General features: G+C 44.2%; 20 protein-coding genes. 13 read left to right on the top strand and 7 right to left on the bottom strand.

All coding sequences use genetic code 11. From position 1 onward, the window contains the following. Window positions 1-71 precede the first annotated feature (71 nt). Both ACYX4M_RS03115 and sstT read left to right on the top strand, forming a co-directional pair. The gene (locus ACYX4M_RS03115; protein ID WP_476081854.1) at window positions 72-1,493 is read left to right on the top strand and encodes a S41 family peptidase; all 1,422 of its coding nucleotides are present in this window, start codon (window positions 72-74) and stop codon (window positions 1,491-1,493) included. A 114-nt stretch (window positions 1,494-1,607) separates the two neighbouring features. Beyond that, the gene (gene sstT / locus ACYX4M_RS03110) at window positions 1,608-2,828 is read left to right on the top strand and encodes a serine/threonine transporter SstT (RefSeq protein ID WP_476081853.1); all 1,221 of its coding nucleotides are present in this window, start codon (window positions 1,608-1,610) and stop codon (window positions 2,826-2,828) included. A 32-nt stretch (window positions 2,829-2,860) separates the two neighbouring features. Here sstT and hutG read toward each other — a convergent pair whose 3' ends face one another. Further along, a complete protein-coding gene (hutG, locus tag ACYX4M_RS03105) occupies window positions 2,861-3,829 on the bottom strand; it encodes a formimidoylglutamase (RefSeq protein ID WP_476081852.1) in 969 nt (322 codons plus the stop codon). After that, window positions 3,822-5,087 (bottom strand): imidazolonepropionase, encoded by a 1,266-nt coding sequence (gene hutI / locus ACYX4M_RS03100; protein WP_476081851.1) that lies wholly within the window; start codon window positions 5,085-5,087, stop codon window positions 3,822-3,824. Before hutI ends, hutG begins: the two co-directional genes overlap by 8 nt. A gap of 166 nt (window positions 5,088-5,253) precedes the next feature. Here hutI and hutC point away from each other — a divergent pair, with 166 nt between their 5' ends. The 4 genes from hutC (at window position 5,254) to ACYX4M_RS03080 (ending at window position 10,048) form a co-directional block, all read left to right on the top strand. After that, complete coding sequence (gene hutC, locus ACYX4M_RS03095; RefSeq protein ID WP_476081850.1) at window positions 5,254-5,976, top strand: histidine utilization repressor; 723 nt, start codon at window positions 5,254-5,256, stop codon at window positions 5,974-5,976. Between the two features lie 105 nt (window positions 5,977-6,081). Continuing rightward, window positions 6,082-7,836, top strand: coding sequence for a urocanate hydratase (gene hutU / locus ACYX4M_RS03090; protein WP_476081849.1), 1,755 nt, complete (start codon window positions 6,082-6,084; stop codon window positions 7,834-7,836). Between the two features lie 2 nt (window positions 7,837-7,838). Continuing rightward, window positions 7,839-9,422, top strand: a complete 1,584-nt coding sequence (hutH, locus tag ACYX4M_RS03085; protein ID WP_476081848.1) for a histidine ammonia-lyase — start codon at window positions 7,839-7,841, stop codon at window positions 9,420-9,422. Between the two features lie 131 nt (window positions 9,423-9,553). Continuing rightward, window positions 9,554-10,048, top strand: coding sequence for a CreA family protein (locus tag ACYX4M_RS03080; protein ID WP_476082846.1), 495 nt, complete (start codon window positions 9,554-9,556; stop codon window positions 10,046-10,048). Between the two features lie 177 nt (window positions 10,049-10,225). Here ACYX4M_RS03080 and ACYX4M_RS03075 read toward each other — a convergent pair whose 3' ends face one another. Further along, the gene (locus ACYX4M_RS03075) at window positions 10,226-10,993 is read right to left on the bottom strand and encodes a MipA/OmpV family protein (protein WP_476081847.1); all 768 of its coding nucleotides are present in this window, start codon (window positions 10,991-10,993) and stop codon (window positions 10,226-10,228) included. A gap of 413 nt (window positions 10,994-11,406) precedes the next feature. Between ACYX4M_RS03075 and ACYX4M_RS03070 the strand changes: the two genes are divergently transcribed. From ACYX4M_RS03070 to ACYX4M_RS03060, 3 genes are all read left to right on the top strand, one after another. Then, the gene (locus ACYX4M_RS03070; protein WP_476081846.1) at window positions 11,407-12,303 is read left to right on the top strand and encodes a hypothetical protein; all 897 of its coding nucleotides are present in this window, start codon (window positions 11,407-11,409) and stop codon (window positions 12,301-12,303) included. Between the two features lie 395 nt (window positions 12,304-12,698). After that, window positions 12,699-13,211 (top strand): hypothetical protein, encoded by a 513-nt coding sequence (locus ACYX4M_RS03065; RefSeq protein ID WP_476081845.1) that lies wholly within the window; start codon window positions 12,699-12,701, stop codon window positions 13,209-13,211. Between the two features lie 14 nt (window positions 13,212-13,225). Continuing rightward, complete coding sequence (locus ACYX4M_RS03060; RefSeq protein WP_476081844.1) at window positions 13,226-13,477, top strand: hypothetical protein; 252 nt, start codon at window positions 13,226-13,228, stop codon at window positions 13,475-13,477. An 88-nt stretch (window positions 13,478-13,565) separates the two neighbouring features. Here ACYX4M_RS03060 and ACYX4M_RS03055 read toward each other — a convergent pair whose 3' ends face one another. Together ACYX4M_RS03055 and ACYX4M_RS03050 are read right to left on the bottom strand one after the other, a co-directional pair. Continuing rightward, window positions 13,566-15,158, bottom strand: a complete 1,593-nt coding sequence (locus ACYX4M_RS03055) for an ABC-F family ATPase (protein ID WP_476081843.1) — start codon at window positions 15,156-15,158, stop codon at window positions 13,566-13,568. 99 nt (window positions 15,159-15,257) lie between these two features. Next, a complete protein-coding gene (locus ACYX4M_RS03050; RefSeq protein WP_476081842.1) occupies window positions 15,258-16,859 on the bottom strand; it encodes an esterase/lipase family protein in 1,602 nt (533 codons plus the stop codon). Window positions 16,860-17,440: 581 nt separating this feature from the next. Between ACYX4M_RS03050 and ACYX4M_RS03045 the strand changes: the two genes are divergently transcribed. From ACYX4M_RS03045 to ACYX4M_RS03030, 4 genes are all read left to right on the top strand, one after another. Continuing rightward, window positions 17,441-17,821, top strand: coding sequence for a PA2779 family protein (locus ACYX4M_RS03045; protein WP_118490142.1), 381 nt, complete (start codon window positions 17,441-17,443; stop codon window positions 17,819-17,821). A gap of 4 nt (window positions 17,822-17,825) precedes the next feature. Beyond that, complete coding sequence (locus ACYX4M_RS03040) at window positions 17,826-18,770, top strand: PA2778 family cysteine peptidase (RefSeq protein WP_476081841.1); 945 nt, start codon at window positions 17,826-17,828, stop codon at window positions 18,768-18,770. 84 nt (window positions 18,771-18,854) lie between these two features. Continuing rightward, on the top strand, window positions 18,855-19,259 hold the full coding sequence (locus ACYX4M_RS03035) for a hypothetical protein (RefSeq protein ID WP_476081840.1): 405 nt from the start codon (window positions 18,855-18,857) through the stop codon (window positions 19,257-19,259). Between the two features lie 94 nt (window positions 19,260-19,353). Further along, the gene (locus ACYX4M_RS03030; RefSeq protein WP_476081839.1) at window positions 19,354-20,451 is read left to right on the top strand and encodes a mechanosensitive ion channel family protein; all 1,098 of its coding nucleotides are present in this window, start codon (window positions 19,354-19,356) and stop codon (window positions 20,449-20,451) included. Between the two features lie 153 nt (window positions 20,452-20,604). Here the strand turns inward: ACYX4M_RS03030 and ACYX4M_RS03025 are convergent, their stop codons facing one another. Next, window positions 20,605-21,183: a porin family protein gene (locus ACYX4M_RS03025; protein ID WP_476081838.1), complete on the bottom strand. Its 579-nt coding sequence runs from the start codon at window positions 21,181-21,183 to the stop codon at window positions 20,605-20,607. Window positions 21,184-21,355: 172 nt separating this feature from the next. Beyond that, complete coding sequence (locus ACYX4M_RS03020; RefSeq protein WP_476081837.1) at window positions 21,356-22,531, bottom strand: MFS transporter; 1,176 nt, start codon at window positions 22,529-22,531, stop codon at window positions 21,356-21,358. Window positions 22,532-22,726: the final 195 nt, after the last annotated feature.

Below are 22,726 nucleotides of genomic sequence, written 5' to 3'. Positions count from 1 at the left end.
GTAAATGCTCGCAAGATCATGGTTTTATGATACTTTATCGTTATTAAAAGTAGATATGGACATCATAAATAGTGAAACGATTTGCGATATTCCCTCTTTTTGCCTCTTTCTGTTCATTTGGTAGTACCTTTCAGTGCGAAAGTGAGTATGCATGGCTAAAAAGCACATTTGAAAACAACGATGCCGGTTTTCAGTATAGCGTCGAGAAAAAAGGGCAGGACCTTTATTCCGCCCACAACAATGCCATCCTGGCTCGGGTACAAAGCGCGAAGAACGAAGCGCAATGCCACTCGGTGCTTAGCGACTGGCTTACATTTTTTCGCAAGGGGCACATTGGTCTTGCGCTAAATTCGAATGGCTCAGAGGAAGCGGTACGTGAATCGGTAGTGCATGATTTCGACTTATCGGCGTTTAAACAACATTTGAAAAGCCAACGTGACGAAACTCTTGAGGGGATTTGGCAATTCTCAAACTATACGGTTGCGTTAAAAAAAGAAGGTAATGTCCATAAAGCTTATATCGTTGAAAGTACCAACCCTTCATGGAAGGCGGGACAAGTAAAGTTCATCGTTAACGACCCTGAAGACAACAATACTGCAAAAGTGACGTTTTTTATGGGCGATCACTCCGCCCGACAAATAGAGACCATGACGCTCTTAGGTAACAATGAGGTGGTGTTGGGCAATAGCTTTATCGTTATGTCGCGAGAGGAACCGCGACAAGAATCGTCGCCTGAAATAACGCGCTATGTGCACCTGCTAAGTACAAACACTCCGCTATTTGAGAAAATTTCACAAGACACAGTGTTAGTTCGCATACCGGCTTTCGATCATGCCTTCAAAAAAGACATCGACGCGCTTATCGCTAAGCACCTAGACACAATTTTAAAAACTGAAAACCTCATTATCGACATCCGAGGAAACGGTGGTGGTAGTGATGTAAGCTATGCGTCTTTACTCCCTATTTTATACACCAACCCTATTCGCACTGTAGGCATGGAATACCTATCTACCGAGCTTAACAACTCTAGAATGCTTGGCTTTTTGCAAAACCCTCATTTTAGTGAAGAGGAAAAGCAGTGGGCCAAAGACGGGTACGACATTCTTCAGCAACATATCGGCAGCTATATCAATATTGAAGAAGACGTAACGGTGGAGACATTCGATAAAATTGAACCCTTGCCGAAGAGTATTGGCGTACTTGTTGATTCAAGTAATGGCAGCACCGCTGAGCAGTTCTTACTGGCGGCTAAACAAAGCAAAAAAGTAAAGTTGTTTGGGCAAACTACCGCAGGTGTGCTCGATATTTCTAACATGTATCAAACTGATTCGCCGAGCGGTACTTTTACTTTGTATTACAGCCTGACTAAAAGTTTACGCATTCCGCATATGGCCATTGATGGGGTAGGCATTCAGCCAGACTATTATATTGATGGAGAACTTCCTCTTTACCAGTGGACGTCTTATACGCAAAAGATACTTGAAGGCATGTAGACCCTCATAAACGGCAAGCGTGCGGTTATTTGCGAGTAACTAAGACCAAACTGGTTCATTTGTGTAACGTTATCCTTTATGGTGCGTCGTCAAAATAATAATGGACCAACATTTATGGATTCAACGTCACGCCCCAGCCTGTTTCAGCGCTACATGAATGGCAGTTTGGTACTGCAAATTATCATTGGTATCGTATGCGGTATTGCGATAGCGAGTTTTTCACCTTCAGCTGCTCAATCAGCAGGGCTATTGGGTAACTTATTCGTAAAAGCCCTAAAAGCAATTGCTCCTTTATTGGTTTTTGTTTTGGTCATGGCATCCATTGCCAACCATAAGCAAAACGAGCAAACTTTTATCAAACCCGTGCTTGTGCTTTATTTGTTGGGCACACTACTGGCCGCACTCACCGCCGTGCTGGCAAGCTTTGCTTTTCCTACAAGCTTAAGCTTAGTGACTTCAGAAGTTAGCCAAACTGCACCGAAAGGTGTATCGGAAGTCCTTACTACTTTGCTTTATAACATGGTAGATAATCCGGTAAATGCATTAGTAAATGGAAATTACATCGGTATTCTCACGTGGGCTGTAGGTCTAGGTTTAGGTCTTCGTCATGCTAGTGAGGCAACAAAAGCACTACTTCAAAATATGGCAGATAGCGTAACAACCGTGGTAGGTTTTGTTATCAGGCTTGCGCCTTTCGGTATTTTCGGCTTGGTAGCTAATACCATTGCTACAACGGGCTTTGAAGCATTGCTTGGCTACTCTCATTTATTAACGGTACTGATTGGCGCGATGCTATTTATCGCACTTGTGACCAACCCCTTGTTAGTATTTCTGGCAACCAAAAAGAACCCTTATCCTTTGGTGTTTAAATGCCTGAAAGAAAGCGGCATTACAGCATTCTTCACCCGTAGCTCGGCGGCGAATATTCCGGTAAATATGGCGCTGTGTAAACGCTTAAAGCTTGATGAGGACACCTACTCGGTATCCATTCCGTTAGGCGCGACCATTAATATGACTGGGGCTGCGATCACAATCACCGTGTTAACGCTAGCTGCGGTTAATACTTTAGGTATTTCTGTAGATTTTCCCACCGCTGTGCTGTTAAGCGTTATCGCAGCAGTATCAGCATGTGGAAGTTCAGGTGTTGCAGGTGGTTCGCTGTTGCTTATCCCGCTTGCCTGTAGCCTGTTTAATATACCCAATGAAGTGGCTATGCAGGTGGTTGCAGTGGGCTTTATTGTTGGCGTACTGCAAGACTCTGCTGAAACAGCTTTAAATAGCTCCACTGATGTCTTGTTTACCGCCGCTGCGTGTGAAAGGGCAGGCGGCCAGTAAAAAAAAGCGTCATACGTTAAAGCGTTAACTCGTTAAGTGTGCGAGCTTATTGCATCTACTGCTTCAAAAATTAGCCGTGCAGCCAGCTTTGCTGTGCGGCTATCAATATCATAATTTGGGTTCATTTCCGCAACGTCACACAGTCTCCATTGATACCCATAATTACTTTGGTGGTGTGCTAAAAAGTGCAGTGTGTTAATCACAAGTGTGGGGGAAATCCCCAACGCACTGGGCGCGCTAACGCCAGGTGCTTGTGCTGCTGGAAATGCGTCTAAACATACAGTGACGTAAAGCTCATCGATGTCTTTTAGCATCGGAGATAGTAGCTCATCTATTCGCTGCATACACAGTGATTCATCATTTAACGCCACATCGGTCAAATAGCGTGTATTAGACATATTGGCAAAGTCAAACAGTGCAGGTGTATTGGCTGCTTTCGATACGCCCAAACAAGCGTAATGAAATGGTGTGTCGTGTAACTGGCAGTGCTCATAAACTTGCCTGAACGGCGTACCTGAACTGGTGTTTGGTGAAGGCTTTCTTAAATCAAAATGGGCGTCGAAATTAATAATACCAATGCGGGCACTTTTCGACTTAGCATTGAAAACCCCTTGATAGCTACCCCATGCAATTTCATGTCCCCCTCCCAGCCCTATGACCAATCCATTATTTTGCTTGAGCGCATAACAAATGGCGTCGGCATATTGGGTTTGTGCCTGGGCTAAGTTCTCTTTAGCAGTAACATTTCCTAAATCAGCTAATGATGCGTTTGGCCAGTGCCAGGGCAAGTTTGCAAGTGCCTGGCGAATCGCATTTGGACCATCAGAGGCACCTACACGGCCTTTGTTAAATGCCACACCTAAATCACTCTCAAAACCAACAAGGGTAACGGAGTTGGCTAATGAATTATCTTCGCCCACTTCAAGTTCGTTAACTTTTTGATGCCAACGTAGGCCCTCAACACCGTCTTCATTGTCTATTCTGCCTTGCCACTTAAACATGTTTACCTTCCTTAAACACCGCTGCGGGGCGGTGGCCATTAATACAATAGGCGAGCTCTGCCGGCGTTTCGATATCCCAAAGCGTTAAGTCAGCAAGCTTACCTGCTTCAATAACACCTCGGTCGTGCAGCCCAAGTGCGCTCGCCGCGTGTGTAGTAGCGCCGCGTAGCGCTTCTTCTGGTGTAAGTTGAAACAGCACACATCCCATATTTATCGCGGTAAGGATTGAGGCTAACGGCGAACTACCTGGATTAAAGTCAGTGGCTAAGGCCATGGGCACATTGTGCGCCCTTAGGGCGTCTATCGGCGGCTTTTGAACTTCACTTAAATAATAAAACGCGCCCGGTAGCAATACGGCAACCGTACCACTTTGGGCTAGTAAGGGGATGTCGCTGTCAGCTAAGTATTCGATGTGATCTACCGATAGTGCGCCGTACTTAGCCGCCAAGACTGCACCTTTGCTGTCGCTAAGCTGCTCTACATGAGCTTTAATGGGTAAACCATGCTGCTGTGCGCAGTTAAACACCCGTTCTGTTTGAGAAGTTGAAAATCCGATAGTTTCACAAAATACATCAACGGCGTCAGCCAAGTTTTGCGAAGCGATGTGAGGAAGTGCCTCGTTGCAAATGAAATCGATATATCCTTCTGAGTCGTCAGCAAATTCATTGGGCAGGGCGTGAGCGCCTAAATAGGTAGTTTTAATACTCACAGGAAGGTGCTGCTCAAGGGATTTAGCCACGCGCAACATGCGCACTTCAGTGTCTAAATCCAGCCCGTAACCTGATTTAACTTCAATGGTAGTAACGCCTTCTTCGCACAGTCGCTTTGCTCGCTTTATCGCGGTATCAAGCAAAGTACGCTCATCAGCACATCGTGTTTTTTCCACTGTGCCTCTAATGCCACCGCCGCGCTGGGCTATGTCAACGTAATTTGCGCCCTGCAAACGCATCTCAAACTCTTCAGCGCGGTTACCTCCGTACACCAAATGGGTATGGCAATCGATAAAGCCAGGTAATAGCCATGGGAGCCTGGCTTTTTCATCATCATCTTCTTTTCTTGCAACAAGGGAAGCGGCATCTATTACGTTTTGGGCCTGCTTAAACACTTCGCTCAGTGAGTGGTCGCAAGAAATTAAGGCAGCAATTTTGCCGTCTTTTATAGCAATGACGTGTTGCGCTAGTTCGCCATAAGGCAACCCATTGTCTTGCATAGATGCAATGCGAACATTGTAAATAAGCGTGTCGTACTGATAACCCATATTGCGCTCCACCTTAAGTCACCTATTGCCTAGCTCTTTGCCTACTTCTGCCCAGTGCCTTCACTGAAACAATGTGCAGATTTTGAAAGTCAGTGTACTTGTGCATACTTGTATATACAAGTATGCTGTTAGCATACGATTAACAATTTAGTTGTGAACCCACGATATGCAACCTAGATACAGGATTATCAAAACGGCAATTTTGGATGCCATTGAAAGCGGTGAAATGAAGCCGGGTAGTCAGGTGCCTTCAGAAAACCAACTTGCCCAGCAGCACGGTGTAAGCCGAATGACTGCTAGAAGAGCGTTAAGTGAAATGGTGGATGAAGATATCTTAATGCGTAGTCAGGGGATCGGCACGTTTGTGTCAGATAGTCGCCCTATGAGCTCAATGCTTGAAATTAAAAGCATTCGCGATGAAATTGAGCGGCGGGGACACAGATACACTAACGAGATATTGGTGCTTGAAACTGCTCCCGCCAGTGATGTTATTTCGCAGCGTCTAGCGGTTGATGTTGGGGTACCTGTATTTCACAGCATTATTGTGCATTGCGAAAATAACTTGCCTGTTCAGTATGAAGACCGCTGGGTCAACCCTGCATGGATTAACGACTACCTAGATAAAGATTTCAAAGCGCAAACTGCAAACTTTTATCTAAACCAAGTCGCGCCCCTCTCTCAGGCGGATCATAGCGTAGAAGCTGTAATTGTTGAAAAAGATATTGCACAAGCATTACTGATAAAGCCTAAAGAGCCTTGCCTAAAGATTACTCGACGGACATTTTCACGTGGGATGGGGAAGGCAACTGGCGCTGCCGCTGTGGTTAGCCACGCTGTGCTTTTCCACCCTGGCAGCAGATACCGACTGGGAGGACACTTGGAGTTTTAAGTGTTAACGCGCCTAAGACGCTAACTCTCAAGGCGCTTTTTTAAAGATACTGCTTCTTATAACAAAAATATTTCAGTAAAAGAAAAAGATGCCTAGGAGAAGTTTATGAAACGCCTCGACCCTACAAGAGAAATACGTGCCCCAAGAGGCAGTATGCTAAATGCGAAGAGTTGGCAAACCGAAGCGCCGCTTCGCATGTTAATGAATAACCTGGATCCAGAAGTGGCGGAACATCCGCAAAACTTGGTGGTTTACGGTGGCATTGGGCGCGCGGCTCGAGACTGGGCGTCCTACGACAAAATTGTTGAAGTGCTTAAGCGCTTAAATACTGACGAAACATTACTTATTCAATCAGGCAAGCCCGTTGGCGTATTTCCTACCCATGAAAACGCCCCTCGTGTGTTAATTGCTAACTCTAACCTTGTACCGCACTGGGCTAATTGGGAGCACTTTAACGCTCTGGATAAAGAAGGTTTGATGATGTACGGGCAAATGACGGCAGGGTCATGGATATACATAGGCTCGCAAGGCATTGTGCAAGGCACGTATGAAACCTTTGTGAGCGTGGCAAAAACACATTTTGAAGGAAGCGCTGAAGGACGTTGGATTTTAACAGGCGGCTTAGGCGGTATGGGTGGGGCACAGCCCCTTGCGGCTACTATGGCCGGCTTTTCAATGGTGGCAGTGGAAGTTGATGAAACCCGCATAGACTTCAGAATACGAACGGGCTATCTGGACAAAAAAGCGCATTCGTTAGAAGAAGCTATGGGCTTGTTAGATGAGGCCAAGCAAGACGGGAAACCCGTTTCAATAGGCTTGCTCGGCAATGCTGCTGAGGTATTCCCCGATATGCTAGAAAAAGGGATTACTCCTGATGTGGTAACCGATCAAACTAGTGCCCACGACCCGCTTAATGGCTATCTGCCTGTAGGTTGGACGCTGGATCAAGCCGAAGCACAACGCAAGAAAGATGAAGCTTGCGTGATTAAAAAAGCGAAGCAGTCGATGGCGCTGCAAGTTAAAGCCATGCTGGGCTTTCAACAGGCGGGCGCGGCAACGCTCGACTATGGCAACAACATTAGGCAGATGGCGCTGGAAGAAGGCATTGAACATGCTTTTGATTTTCCAGGTTTTGTACCCGCCTACATTCGTCCGTTGTTCTGTCAGGGCATTGGCCCCTTTAGGTGGGCTGCTTTATCTGGCGACCCAGAAGATATCTATAAAACGGACGCTAAAGTTAAAGAGCTTATACCCGATAATCCGCATCTACATAACTGGCTAGATATGGCCAAAGAGCGTATTCAGTTTCAGGGCCTGCCCGCGCGTATTTGCTGGGTTGGACTAGGTGAAAGACAAAAGTTGGGGCTTGCCTTTAACGAAATGGTGCGCAGTGGCGAGTTAAGCGCACCGGTAGTGATTGGTCGAGATCATCTCGACTCTGGCTCGGTCGCTTCCCCAAATAGAGAAACCGAGGCCATGCTCGATGGTTCTGATGCGGTTTCGGACTGGCCTTTACTAAACGCGTTATTAAACACTGCGGGTGGCGCAACCTGGGTGAGCCTTCATCATGGTGGCGGTGTAGGAATGGGCTTCAGCCAGCATTCGGGCGTGGTAATTGTTTGTGACGGCACGGACGAATCGGCTGAGCGAATTGCTAGGGTACTGCATAACGACCCTGCTACAGGCGTGATGCGTCATGCCGATGCAGGCTATGACATCGCAAAAGACTGTGCGGTTAAACATAACCTTGATCTTCCTATGGTAAATCCCGAGGCTAATAGTCAAGGGGTTGGCAGTGCAGATTCAAACCATAGCTCACACCAAAATAGCTCACACCAAAACTTAGACGGGGAGGCGTGATCATGTCCCGGAACTCTTTTTTCGCGGAGCAAGACGGTATTAAAAAGCTTACGCTTGTTCCTGGTACCTTAACCCTAGAACAATTAAGAGAAGTACATCGAAGCCACGTTCATTTGTCCTTAGATGAAAGCGCAGTACCCGCTATAAACGCTGCGGAGCAAGTAGTACTGAACGTCATTAAAGAAAACCGTACTGTTTATGGTATCAATACCGGCTTTGGATTATTGGCTAATACAAGTATTAACGTTGATGAATTAGAGTTATTACAGCGCAGTATTGTGCTATCGCATGCGGCCGGCACGGGCGACTTTATGCAAGAAGATACTGTGCGCCTGCTCATGCTGTTAAAAATTAACTCGCTGGCCCGCGGTTATTCGGGCATTCGATTAAGCGTAATAAAAGCGCTCATTACCTTACTTAACGCACAGGTTTACCCCGCTATTCCTGAAAAAGGGTCGGTAGGGGCTAGTGGAGACTTAGCGCCTTTAGCACATATGAGTGTAGTGCTTTTAGGAGAAGGGGAAGCTTTCTACAAAGGTGAACGTATAAGTGCGGCTAAAGCATTAGAAATAGCCGGCATGCAGCCAATTGCGCTGGCACCTAAAGAAGGCTTAGCACTATTAAACGGTACACAGGCATCAACAGCGTTTGCACTTCAGGGGCTATTTTACACTGAAAATGCGCTTCATAGTGCTATAGGTATTGGTGCGCTTACTGTTGAGGCCGCATTAGGTTCCCGCGTGCCGTTCGACGCGCGGATCCACGAAGTGCGTGGCCACAAAAGCCAGTGCGATGTGGCGACTGCGTTTAGAACATTACTAGACACCTCAGAGATTGGCCATTCACATCAACGGTGTGAAAAAGTACAAGATCCGTACTCTCTACGTTGTCAGCCACAGGTGATGGGAGCGTGTTTACAACAAATGCGCTATGCCCAAGACATTTTGGTGGTTGAGGCTAATGGGGTAAGCGACAACCCGTTGGTTTTTGTTGAAAATAATGATGATGCTGATACGCCAACGGGCGATATTTTATCTGGCGGAAACTTCCATGCGGAAACCGTGGCAATGGCGGCAGATATGCTGGCTATTGCACTATCCGAAATTGGCGCACTATCGGAGCGTAGAATGTCGCTAATGATTGATACTCATTTAAGTGGTTTGCCACCGTTTCTAGTTGAAAATGGTGGGGTAAACTCGGGCTTCATGATTGCGCAGGTGACCTGTGCGGCGCTTGCTAGTGAAAACAAAACCCTGGCGCACCCCGCATCTATCGATTCGTTGCCCACGTCTGCGAACCAAGAAGACCACGTGTCTATGGCTACCTTCGCCGCTAGGCGTTTACGAGATATTTTCGATAATGTGGCAGGTATATTGGCCATTGAGTGGTTAGCGGCCTGCCAAGGGTTAGATTTTAGGAAGCCGTTTAAAACCAGCGAAAAGCTCCAAGTGTTGATGCAGCTACTAAGAGACCAAGTGCCGTTTTACGACAAAGACCGTTATTTTGCGCCAGACATTGAAAAGGCAAAGCAACTTATTAAGCAGCACGACCTTATGGATAAGACACAGTTAAACCTGTTAGGCTAAAATGATCACAGGCTCTGTATTTCGAGTAAAAAAATAAAGATCATTAATAGAGTAGAGGTGGGAATGATATGAAAACAAAAGGACGTTGGTTAAGTTCAAACGAGGCTCGTATTTCTATGAATCGTACTTCGATGAAACGCGCTGTGAAGAAGAGCACTTTTGTAAAAAGCACTGTTTTGGGTTTACTTGCCGCGTCGGTGTTTACGTTGACAGGCTGTAGCGACAGCGAAGTGGGCGATGTGTCTCTTGGTCTTTTCACCACAAAAGACATTAAAATTGATGCGCTTCAAGACCCTGTTGTCACTGGCGTTACCTGTCATATTTCAAGTATTGAAGCGAACTTAGATTTGTCGGACCCGTCAGACAGTTCTATTGCGTGCAGGCAAACCGGCCCCATCACTGCCGAGATGCTAGACGCTATCGATAAATCAGATTCTGGCGAAGTGATTTTTAAAAAATCAAAGAGCGTGTTTTTTAAGAATATGAAGCTTCGACGAATTTATGATGCTGACTCAAAAACGCTGATTTACTTGTCGTACAGCACGAAAGAAACATCGGGTAGCTACAAACATAGCTTATCTACCGTTCCCCTGTGGGAAACCCTTGCGTTTAAGAAGTCCGCGTAGGCGCGCGAGCTCACGCAGATGCTAAACCAGAAAATCAAAAATGCCCTCTAATTCGAGGGCATTTTTTGTGCTTTTTACCAGTATTGCTCCCAATTGGTTTCCGCCACTTTTGCGCATGATATGTTTAACGGCAAAGCTTCGCTTTTGCGAGTTTGGGCATATCTTTCACTTAAACTATTAGAAAAAACGCGTGTAAACCAGCATGGCACTTAATGCAGTGTCATCGTCGGTAAGCGGACTATCGCTAATGCTATCGTCAAAGAATGTGGCGCCTACCTCTAAGCGAGTCATGCCACCCAAAAATTGGCGGGTGGAGACCGCGACGCGAATCTCGGTATTTAATGCGCTATCGCCGTTATAAGCACTTCTAAATGTGGTGGTTTCTTCAGGGCGTACACCGTAGTAATAGTCAACATAGTTGCTATCTTGATAGGTAACGCCTACCGATGGCTCTATCATGAAGGTATCTACTCTAAACTGTTTACCTATTCGAGCAGATGTCTGATAGCCGTCGAACTTACCAAGAATATCCGCGTTGGTTGACAGTGAATACACCCAGCTGCCCGCATTATAGTTGAGCCCAACGCCAGCCGCGTAGCTGAAGTCTCTGTCTTCCATACCGGTGAACACGGCGCTGTCATCTTCTTCATAACCTGCAAAGATCGGGACAAGCTGAGCGTCAAGAGTAAAGCCACTTTCGCGAAAAAGTTCATAGCCTATGAATGGCCCGTAAACCCGAAGTTTTTCACCTGTGTAGCCAATGATAGGAATAGGTACAATGCGGTTATCAAAGTCGGTATATACGTCTTGGGAAGCAGCAACACCAAAACCCCACATCCAGCCCTGGGGCTGTTGCGGACCTGCGGGCTGTTGTGCAGAAACGGCGGAGGAGAATACGAGTAATGTTGATAGGCCTACTGAGCCCACACACTTTAATAGAGTCATCAATCAATTTCCTTTTTAATCACAATACAGCTAAAACTTCAGGTTCGATCAATACTTTGCCTGGTCATAACGTTAAATGCTTATTTAAAGGTGTAATCTAAAAGGGCTAAATCTTTATGTGCAAATAAGAATTGCTTACTGTGAGATAACAGCACTGATTTTCCCGGCTCGTAAAATGATATTTATAGGATTTAGGCGAGGTTTATTTACCTACACGTAACCTAGTATGAAGGTTGTTTATTACAGTGAGGTTGAAAGTTATTTTGAAAGTTTAACTGAGCGCGAAAAACGCGTAAGGCAATTATTCATCAGTAGAGGAAATTAGTTTGTAATACACTAAGAGCTGACTATTTGTAAAACCAGAATAGTCTTAATTCAGTATCAAGTTCAATGACTTTGAATAGGGAAGTATTATGAAGTTTATGACAAAGTGTAGTGTGCTGGTTGCCATATTGATACTGTTAGCAGGGTGTGTAACGCAAAGAGGCATGGATTCAAGTGATAACATGCCTACCGAATCTAAAGCCGAAAAAACAAGTTCAGTTGCTAAAACAGACAGTGATGTGTCTAAGCAAAGTGCTGATGTTTCAGAGCAAGAAAGCGAAGATGAAGTAAATGAAGCTAATGAGCCAACGGAAGTACCGAAGCAAAAGATAGGGGTGTTCATTAATGCTAATGAGTTCCCATCGCATACCCATATTGGTACGACTAAGTTTAATAACTTCACGAAAGAGTACGCATACGACTGGCAGATAGCATCTACGCTTTTCACTGAACTTAAAACGGCAATAGAGCAATCAAGCCGCTTTGAAGTCGTTGACGTGTCACCCAAAGTCAAAGGGGCATGGCAACTCGATTTCGTGGTGCAGCAGAATGGTCGTTGGTCTTTCAACGAAAACCAAAATGCACTTCGAAAGTCGCTGTTAGCCGACGGCGTTACAAAAATTATTATTGTCCAAGAGGCTCCAACAGTCGCCATCACCGAATGCGGCACATATGGCTGCTCGGAACATGAAAGCAAAGGGGTTGGTCTATTTACTCGAAGCTTTTTGGGAACCGATTCTTATATCGCTTCTGCAAGTTTTGATTTCAGTATTGAAAGCTTAGATAAGCCGGTAGACATTGCGATGCAACCATTGTTTGAAGAATTACAAGATGACGCCATGAAGAATGTACGTCTCGAAGAGTTTGTTCCTCCTGAAGACTTTGATGAAGCTACAGAAAAAGAACTAGCGCCTATCAAAAATTCAATCATCAGTTACATCGACCGTTTGGCTGAAACGGTAGCCAACTATTTATCTAGCCAGTAAGTGGCAAAAAACAAAAAAACGGGCGCTCAATTAAGCGCCCGTTTTGTATACTGCCTTCCGGCAAAGCCTTACAAGTAGAAAAATTAGGTTTCTGCGTTTCCAACCCACTTATAGCTACCAGCGATAGGCTCAATTTATCAATTGCCAAAAGGCAACATATCGGTATTTCTAGTGACAGGTATTATTGTCAAGCAATTGAGGTGATAGCGCGTTAATTGTTGCTAGTGAAGTAGACGACGTTGAATTATAAAACACATTGTTTTTGAAGAAAACTTGTGCGATTTTATCGTAATTCCTCTTCATACGTTAAGAGCTGATAGAACTGAGGTGGGGAAGAGTGATGTTAGGTATTAATCATATAATTAAAAGGTGCAATAAAGCACAAAGGAATAAGAATGAAATTGTCGTTTAAGTTGTTGTTTATGGCTCTCATGGCCATTGTCATAGCAGGGTGTGCGTCAACGTACGTGCCACCTACAACAGGTTATAAAGCCCCTGAAAAAAGTAAGATTGGAGTTTTGGTTGTCGCTAAAGAGAACCCTAGCCATACTCACGTTGGTACAACAATTTTTAATAATTTCAGCAAGGAATACGACTACGACTGGAAGCTTAAAGAAAACATTTTCAATATTTTCGAAAAGAAAATAGAGGGCGGTACGACATTCGATGTTGTAGACATATCAAACCTCATTTCTGAGAACGATACGCTAACTTTTGTAGATGTAGTAAATAAGGAATGGGTATTTAACGAGAAAAGCGCAAGCACACGAGAAAAGCTCGCCGCTGAGGGTATAACAGCGGTTGTTGTAATTAAAGAAACGTCTACGTTAGCAGCAATGGAGTGTGGCATGTATGGCTGCACAGAACATTACAGCCAGGGTTACGGGCTTTTTACCAGAGCTTTTTAGGTATGGATAACTACATGGCGTCAGCTAGTTTTGCTATTTCTATAGAGACCATTGATAAGCCGGTGGATATCACGCGATTAGAGCACGTAAAAGAAACACAAACATACTTGGCGAAAAACAAGACTTTGGAAGATTTTGCTGATCCTGCTGACTTTGAAAATATAACTGAGGAAGAGCTAGCTCCAGTGAAAGCTGCGCTTATTGAGTATTTCGATAACCTAGCGGGCATGACTAGACAGTTTTTAGTAGGAAATGAACAGGTTTAAAGTCAAAAATATCCAAACCTTGAAGTGATAAAAACTGTCGGCATTGAAACAAACAAAAAGGGGCGTTGAACGCCCCTTTTAACATTACTTAAGCGTTTTCTTTATGCGCCAAAAACTCTTCGTAGTTTCCATCGAAGTGATTCAGTTTCTTGTCTTTAATTTCGATGATTTGCGTCGCCAGTGACGAGACGAATTCACGGTCGTGACTAACAAAAATAACCGTACCATCAAACTTGTACAGTGCATTGTTCAAGGCTTCAATCGATTCCATGTCCATGTGGTTGGTTGGCTCATCCATTACCAATACGTTAATGTCTTCCAGCATAAGCTTTCCAAACAATAAGCGGTTTTTCTCACCACCTGAACATACCTGCACACGCTTATTGAAATCATCAGATGTAAACAATAAACGGCCTAACATGCCCTTAATCTGAAGGTCATCATGTTTAGGGCTGCGCCATTGGCTCATCCACTCAAACATAGTGATATCTTCGGCAAAGTATTTGGCGTTGTCCTGTGGGATGTAGCCTATTGCGGCATTTTCTGCCCACTTATAGCTACCAGCGGTAGGCTCAATGTCATTGACTAGGCATTTTAAAAGCGTAGTTTTACCTGCGCCGTTTTCACCGATGATGGCTAAGCGCTGTCCCGCTTCCAACAGCAAGTTAGCATTGTCAAATAACGGAAGGTCTGGATAGCTATGGCCCAAGTCTTCAAGGGTGATTGCAAGACGGTGAAGCTTCTTATGCTGCTTAAATACAATATAAGGCTTACGACGGCTAGATGCTTTTACCTCGGCTAGTTCAATTTTCTCAAGACGGCGGGCGCGCGAGGTGGCTTGTTTCGCTTTTGACGCGTTGGCAGAAAATCGTGCTACGAAGCTCTGTAGCTCTTCAATTTCCGCTGACTTCTTAGCATTCTCTGCATGAAGCTGCTCTTGAACTAGCATGGCAGCTTGAATGTAGTCGTCGTAGTTACCCGGGTAAACGCGCAGTTCACCGTAGTCGATATCGGCCATGTGCGTGCATACAGAGTTTAGGAAGTGTCTGTCGTGCGAAATAATAAGCATGGTCGACTTACGCTTGTTAAGCTCTTCAGCAAGCCAACTGATGGTGTAGATATCCAAGTTGTTGGTTGGCTCGTCTAGAAGCAGAATATCAGGCTCGGCAAATAGGGCTTGGGCTAAAAGTACACGTACTTTTTTACCTGGGGCCACTTCCTTCATCAAACCGAAGTGATAGTCTTCGTCAATACCAGCAGAAGTTAGGATTTCACCCGCGCGGGATTCAGCTGTATAGCCGTCCATTTCGGCAAATTGGGTTTCCAAGTCCGCCACGCGCATGCCATCTTCTTCGCTCATTTCAGCCTTGCTGTAAATGGCGTCGCGCTCTTGCTTAACTTCCCATAGTTCACGGTCGCCCATGATCACGGTATCGACTACGCTAAACTCTTCAAACGCAAATTGGTCCTGACTCAAGATACCTAGCTTTGTGCCTGGCGCCATAGAAACGTTGCCCGACGATGGGGTAAGTTTACCGCTTAGAATTTTCATAAAGGTAGACTTGCCGCAACCGTTTGCGCCAATCAGGCCGTATCGGTTGCCGTTGCCGAATTTTGCGGAAATATTTTCAAATAATGGCTTAGAGCCAAACTGCATTGTGATATTTGCGGTGGTAATCAAAACAGGTATCCAGGGGTAAAACGATGAGAAGAGATAGTAGTGAAAGCGGTTGTCACTTCACTAATATATAAAAGCGCGCGCACTATAAGGAATTGAGGGCTACATGTCGAGGGAATTTTGAACAGTTTTTGCGCTGACGTGCTTTTGGCGAAGCTTATCAAGTATAAACTCGATTGCCTGAGGGCTTTTGAATGAGTTATGTGACGAGTTAACAATTGTTGTGTCTTTTGCCTCAGGTAAATATGCGCTGTTATAGCTGACGACAGAATCAGTTATAGCAGCGCATTCTGTTTCTGACTGGCAATACAAGGTACTGGTTGAGCCAATAATCGAATAGCTCTCGCCTTCTACAGGAATGTCGGCTAACGCTGTCATCAGCGGGTGATTGGGGCGCAACACTTGGACGCTATCTGGCCCGTAGTTTTGCAAGAAAGGAAGCATAGCAGCGGTTAATCTGCTCACGCCTACTTTTTCGATAAAGTTTTTAAATAGCGCTTTAAAACTAAAAGGGAGTGTGATGAGTGAAGAACCTAACGATCCTATAAGGCTATTAGCTATTTCTGAGCCTCGGTGTGGTGTGTCGAGAAAAAACACCGTATTCTCTTTATACACAGGATTAAATATAAATATATCTCGCAACATTTCATCGCCTTCAGCAAGTAGCGCTTCTGGAGGCTCTGTGAAAGTAGTATCCCATAACGTGTTATCTGAATGCGTTGAAATCAGCTTTGCGATTACGCCGCCCATACTATGCCCTATCAATATCGCAGATGAAGAATCGACTTCCGATGACGCTATCCGCTGGTTTAGCTTGTACAGTAAATTGCGAACTCGCATGGCGTTATAGAAAGGAGGAGGGCCTGATGGGTAGTACACGTGCAATATCTGATAGTGTTGAGATAATTCTTCGTCATTGAAAATAGCCATTGTGAGATACCGCCAAATTAGCGGATCTGAATTGAGGCCATGAATCATAATAATCGGGGTTTTGACTGAAGAAAGCTCCCCAATACTAAAGACTCCCATTCTCTTTTCAGCGTCTTGTGCATTAATAAATCCTAGCCAGCTGAAATTATGGATGTCGGCATTTTGTAATAGGGAAAGGTAAGCGGCAGCAGGTGAGTACCGTTGCGTGTATGTGTTGTTTCCAACCAGTATTTCGGTAGGCACATCGACGTGTTGGGCTTGCAAGGATATGTGAATTCTAAGCCCTTTCAATGCAACCGACTCAACTTGAAGGGAGTAAGGCGAGTAGATACCTTCAAGTGGATAGTTTAGGTCAAGGCTACGGCCATTCTGTGCTTGGTTGCTAATTCGAGCCACTGCAGCACCGCCAAGTTCACCAAATACCTTAGGAGAGAGGCGAGCGTCTAAGGCTTCTATTTCTGAAACTAAATCGAGCTCGCTTGGGCCCGAGTAGTTAACCTGAATTAAGTTGTCAGTTGTATGTCTAAGACGGAATAACTTGTTTACTGCGAGGTTGTACCCGTCGATCCCTATAGCGCGATGCGCATCGGAAAGACTGTCTCTTTTTAACAAGGTAATGTAGCAATCGAGCGCAAGCGCGATATCTAGTGTAGTACTTTGCTCGTACGACGTGCACCGAGCAGCCAGTTGTATGTTGTCTAAGTGGCTTAAGTCGGGCAAATAGCCATATCCATATGCACCGGCCAAAGACAAAGGGGATACTTTTTTACGCATAAACTTATCTGAACTGCATGCACTAATACAGCAGACAGTCGCTACCAATACCCAATAAATGATATTCTGCTTGATGCGCATTTCACCCAAACGCTAAAAAAAGTATTAACCTTTTATAGCGTGTTTTTGTCAAAAATTGCACCTGAAACTTAATTCCGTATGGTATGAGTGTGAAATGGACGTTTCGAACCCCCCGCTCATTCTACAGATTGCCCCTTATTGTTTGTTGCTCTTTTTATATTAGCGGCAAGCAAATAATTCCAGCATAAAGAAAATGTTACATAAAAGTCAGCGCGCGGTGATGCATCAATGCAGAGTTAACGAACAAAGCTTTGATCAGCATTCTTCGTATAGAGGTCACTTAAATCGTTATTTTAAAGAGAAAAATGGAACCTTCTCGAACATAAGAAAGAAGGTCTTTTCAGTTGGTCTTATTTTTGCTGCATCTATCTACTGAAAATAAACTGCAGAACGCAAACGCGTCTGCTGAATCAGTGCGAAGTTTTATTTCACTCTAGTTTATCGTAAGTTAGGTAACGCAAAAGAAGAATAAAACTGTGCATTATAAAGAGGGAAACATCATGAAGTTTTTGAAAAAAATTGCGATTGGTTGCTTTTCGGCAACGGTTTTAATGTCTGGTAGTGTACATGCGGAAGCAATTAGCTCAGACTCAGTAATGCAAACGCAAGCCGCTCACTATAATAAGCAGCAGTTAATAGACATGGTTAACCGTTCAGATGTGCAAAGCAAGTTAGTAAGCTTAGGCGTAGATAGCAACCAAGCTATTGCAAGAATCAACGGAATGACCGATAGCGAAATTGCGCAATTAAATGATGAAATTAATCAAGCGCCTGCGGGTGGTGTTGTAGGCGCAGTGCTTACCGTACTTGCTATTATCGCCATTTTGGATCTCATTGGTGTAACCGACGTTTACCCATTTATTCGTCCAGTGAACAGCTAGTTGGATGATCAATTCAGTTAAAAAGGCCTGCGCGTTAGCAGGCCTTTCGCTTCTATTTTTGCTCTCAGGCTGTCAATCCACACCTCAAGCTGACAAGCTGAGGCAAGAGGGACTTGCCTCTTTACCTGAATCTCACACTATTCAATCTGTACCGTTTTTTCCCCAAGAGCAGTTTTATTGCGGGCCTACCACACTATCTGAAGTGTTCGGTTACTATGGTGAAAGCACCTCACCAAATGACATTGCGCCCAAGTTATTCATTCCCAATAAAGAAGGGAGTTTACAACTAGAAATGGTGAGCGCTACCCGACAATTTGGTTTTTTGCCATATACTGAGCGAGGAACATTATCGTCACTTATGTCGTTAGTTAAAGACGACATCCCAGTGATTGTTTTTCAAAATCTGTCCATCCAGTTATTACCCCAATGGCACTACGCTGTTGTTATTGGGTTCGATAGTGATAAGGGGACGGTTACTTTACATACCGGCCTTACGCCTAATCACGAAATGTCGCTTGAGCTTTTTGAAAGAACGTGGGGAAGAGGAAACTACTGGTACTTGGCACCGGTTCCTCCAAATGTAACCTCGGCTGAGATGACACCTTTCACTTATGTAAGTGCGGCTTACGACATGCTTAAAGTGGGAGATAAAGCGCGTTCATTAGCGTTTTTAAAAACCGCTTCTCAGACTTGGCCTTCCTATTGGTTAAGCTACTTTCTGATTGCCAATTATTATCTCGAAAACCCTGACATTGAAGGTAATGACAAACTGGCGATAACTTGGTTCGAAAAAGGGTATGAGGTGGGCCAACATCAACAAGCGTATGTGCACAACTTTGTTATTGCGCTTCGTAAAGGCGATAGGGCAGAGCAGGCGAGTAAAGTTCTTATGAACGCCCTCGTAAGTTTTCCAGGCAATGATAGTCTGTTGGCATTGAAAAAAGAGTAGTTGATTCCCGATATTGCCTCTAACTCGAAAATGATGCTATTTTTCAGCTATGCTTTATTTAGTTTTAGAAAAATAACGTTGGTTATGTCAAGAAATCTAAGCAACGCATCGATATCTCATGCAAATGGCATTATTACAACTAAGCTATATGGCATCTTTAATGAGAGTAGCGCAGAGAGTTACCGAGAAGAGCTTTTCGAGTTAGTTATGGGATTGAAGGGGAAGCCTTTTGCTTTACTTGCCGACATTAGCCAAGTAGAGGGCGCAACGCCCGAAGCGTTTGATATGGTAAAGCACATTATTACTCGCCTCCCTGAAATGGGCCTCATCGCGAAAGCATATGTATATAAAGGGGCAGTGATCCGTGGAATCATGCACCAACGGATCCCCGAGCTTGCTTCAATGGATTACCTGTTTTTTACAGATAACGAAGAAGCTAATCAATGGCTCTTTAACCAATATCAACAAAAGCTTCTTGCACACTCCTAACAACAATTGGTGCACCTTTTGCGTCTTCTTTTTCGTATTAACGTGTAGCTAATATTAAAAGCACCATACTTTTTGCGCAGGAGCATCGTCAGCCGTGGATAGCACTCAACTTCTTGAAAACAAGCAGGTACTAGCAATAGCCGGATTAGTCGGGGTTGTTATTGTGCTTTTCATCATTAAACGCCTCATACTGGTGCGCTTGAAAGCCAAGGCCCGTTCTGAAAGCAGCAGCATGTCTGATATTTATCGCGTGCTAGTACTATCGCTCAATGCTCCGTTGAACTTACTTATTCTGGTCATTTTTCTGCTATTAGTTAAAAGCATTATTTCAGTGTTTCAAGCTGGAGAAGGGGCAATAAACGCGTTAACGGTTGCTATAGAAGCGGGGCTCATTATTACGCTGGTTTTGTTCTTTGAGCGTTTCGTTACCTATTCGTTAAAACGCTATCGTGACCAGTCAACCATTGTGAAAAACACCAGTGCTATAGCTGGTGGTGCAGTAAGAGCAGTGTTTGCCGTGCTCGCCATTTTAATTATTTTAAGCACAATGGGGGTATCAATAACGCCCATCGTTGCTTCATTAGGTATTACGTCACTTGCAGTAGCGCTAGCTCTACAGCCCACACTTGAAAATTTCTTTTCAGGCATTCAGTTAGTAATGGATAAGCCCATCCGAATTGGTGACTTTATTGAACTGGATTCTGGGGAGCAAGGCTTTGTTGAGAAAATAGGATGGCGTTCTACGTGGGTTAGAATGCTGCCTAATAACATCGTTATTATGCCGAACAGTAAGCTTTCTAATTCAAAGCTGATTAACTACTACTATCCTGAGCGCGAACTTTCGGTTCCAGTAGATGTAGGGGTTCACTATAGTTCTGACCTAGAGCATGTAGAAAAGGTTTGTTTAGAGGTGGCAAACACCATTTTAAAGGAGCATGAATACGGTGTTAAAACCTATCAACCCTTCGTTATTTTTCATACCTTTGATAATTCCAGCATTAACCTAACCATAATGCTAAGAACCCGAGAGTACTTTAATCGTTTCTTTATAAAAAGTGCGTTTATAAAAATGCTAAAAAAGCGGTTTGATGAAGAGGGGATCGTAATACCGTTCCCAATTACTGCGCTAAATATGGAGCAAGAAGGTGCGGCTAAGGTGTTGTCGACAGCGCATGAGCATATAAGGCCATAAGGCCTAGATAAAATGATGGCGTCTGTATACTGCTTGTACTAGCAGTGCTATCTAGTGTTAGCTCATCGGTGAGGGGGAGAGATAGTGTAAGATTAAAAAAGCCACGTCCTAAAACGTGGCTTAATATTATTACGCTTTCTTATCTTTAGTGTATTAGAAAGTGTAGCGTGCTGATACTCCGAGCAAGTCTACATCATCAGCGATGACATAAGTCGCGCCGAATGAAAATTGCGGCGTAAAGAAATAGTCTGCACCAATTTCAAAAGCAGTATCATCTTCTTCGATATCGATGTAGCGAATAGCACCACGCAGTTCAAACTGTTCTGAAAGCATTGAGCGAACACCAGCAGTAATGCCATAGCCGTTGTCGTCAGCTTCACCAGAAATAAAGTTAGAATCTAGGTCAATATCTACATACTCATAAGTAACTTCACCAAAGAAGTCGGTATTTTGCGTAAGACCGTAACGGTAGCCGATACCCGCAGACACGTAATCTAAATCAATATCACCACCTGATACGTCTTCGCTTAGCTGACCATAACGGCCTGTAAGGTAGACGTTTTCGTTTAGTGATTTAAAGCCTTGAATTTGAAAACCATTTGGCTCGAAGTCGCCTGCGTCTTCAATATCTGCTTGTACATACCCAGCTTTAACGAAGTCATATGAAGGCGAAGCTGCGAATGCATTTAAAGAGAGTGCGCCAAAGATACTGGCGAGAATAGTACGTTTCATTGTTTCTAATGTCCTTTTAACAAAAAAACTTCCAACCACTTTTGGAAGCTTTTCCATTATGGGGATAAGTTTTGAGAAACCAAACAGGTTAGTATAAGAAGTTTTTATTTATTGGTTATTGCCAGTATCTTTTTAACATGTGATTGCACTGACACGACGTAAGGGTGAGCCGTTAGTGCTTTTTCAAAGTAATGCAAATGGCGGTACTCGCAATGCTTAACGCACAAGTCGCTAAACTAAAAGAATTGGTAGGCTCTAGCGTGAGCAGTGCCACTGAGTAGGCGCCTATGGCAGCCCCGGTCAGATGAAAAAAGCCAGTCAATGCTGCTAAAAAACCGGCAGACGTTTCAGAATAGCCCAGCATAATGGTTACGCTACAGGGCATAGCGATACCAATGAAAAAGAACGTGATATAGCAGTAGGCCAAAATAATGACTAACCCACTCCCTATATTTAAGAAGACGATCAATGCAAAAAGCACGGAAAATGCCGCTAAAAAGAAACTAGAACCTCTGAATTTTTGCAAAGGCGACAAAGATGTCAGCCGAATATTTAATACGCTGCCCACAACGAAAGACAAGGTGGCTAACAGTGAGTAAACCGAGAACAGGGTTTTGGAAAGCCCATACTGCTGCATTATCATAGAAGGTGCAATAGTAATGAAGCAAAACACAATGCCATACAAAAGCCCACTAGCCATACCCACCGAGACAAGCTTCACAATCGTGCTTTTAATAAGTTCTAACGTATCACTCAGGACATTGTGAGATACTGGCGGAGTAAAGTGACTAAGCGTATTCGAGACTGAAAAAAGCAATAGTAAGGCAAGTAAGCCTATTGCAAACACGAAGTAAAAAATAGCGGAAGTACCTAAAGATTCGCCGATTAATGTACCTACTAATGGCGCTATTGCTGGCGCGATAGCGAAGGCAATATTAATAAGCGAAAGGGAGGTATTTAGCTGCTTTTCACTAAATATTTGACGTGACAATCCCCGCGATACTGATACTCCAACGCCCCCACCCAAGCCCTGCACCACACGCCCTATTAGAAAAATGTTTTCTTCACTGGCAAGTGCCACCACAAGCGTACCCGCGATAAATACCAAGATTCCGCAGAATAAGAATGTTTGCTTATTTATGTAGTCGCACAGTATGCCAGACGCTAACTGTGAAAGTGAGAAGGCGACTAAAAACACAGCTACGCTTTGTTCGATTATGCTGATATGGCTGCCATACATAGTCGCTAAGTCAAAAAAGAAGGGGCTATAAATGCTGGTAGAGACTTGGCCAAGAACAGACAAAATAGTGAAGGTAATCGTAAGCGAATAGAACGCATTGCGCGACATGATGTGCTTCATCTAATAAGAAACCGACAAATGGGTAAAGTAATGATAACCATAGGCTACAGATGAGGTATTACAGTTTTAATATGGCGCTTTTTTTAAGTTTGAGCAAAAGTGCACAGCAAAGTGGTTACTAGTGGGGGGATTAGGCTCTTCATCATTAACCGGGGACACGCTTGCGTGGCGATTTGGTGAAAC

The organism is Alteromonas sp. ABV4_150 (assembly GCF_056311745.1).
The sequence above is the reverse complement of the archived record's forward strand: the minus strand, read 5'-3'. Positions and strand labels throughout refer to the sequence as shown.